This is a genomic window from Pseudomonas xionganensis (assembly GCF_009763245.1).
Classification (GTDB): Bacteria; Pseudomonadota; Gammaproteobacteria; order Pseudomonadales; family Pseudomonadaceae; genus Aquipseudomonas; species Aquipseudomonas xionganensis.
This window is the reverse complement of sequence record NZ_WKJZ01000009.1, coordinates 1-497: the sequence shown is the minus strand read 5'-3', so window position 1 is coordinate 497 and position 497 is coordinate 1. Positions and strand designations below refer to the sequence as shown.

Annotated in this window: 1 protein-coding gene; it reads right to left on the bottom strand. The window is 55.9% G+C overall.

Annotated elements, in window-relative coordinates; all coding sequences use genetic code 11:
* On the bottom strand, positions 1 to 497 hold a 497-nt coding region (locus GJV18_RS18485), incomplete at both ends, for a DUF5801 repeats-in-toxin domain-containing protein (RefSeq protein ID WP_218572198.1).

The following is a 497-nucleotide window of genomic DNA, read 5'->3' as shown; positions in this document are numbered from 1 at the left end:
CCATCGTCTTCGAACTGAATCAGCTGACCAATACCAACCGTTTCACTAACCGCTTGGTCACCATCACCATCTGTCACCGTCACCACGGCATTGATCAGGTTGATCGGCTCTTCTTGCTCACCGCCGCTAAACAGCAAGCTAACCGCTTCGTCATACTCATTCGGACTATCCGGATGATGCAGCGACAGGTATTGCGCAACGCTCAACACACCACTGTCCGCATCAATGCTCACCGCAAAGGCGGCCGGGCCATCTGACGCACCAACACGCCCAACAACCAGGTCGCCCTCTTTGTACAAGAAGATGCTTTGACCATCGGTCGTTTCAAGGCCGGAGTCCGTTCCATCACCACCCGTGATGCTCAGACTGATAACCGTACTGACCGCACCTTCATCATCCGCGCCGTAGCTGCTACCTGCCGCGCTCACCACGGCACCGGCACTTTGTGACCAGCCTATGGCACTGCCCAAGGCTGCAAACATCAACGGCAGTGGATT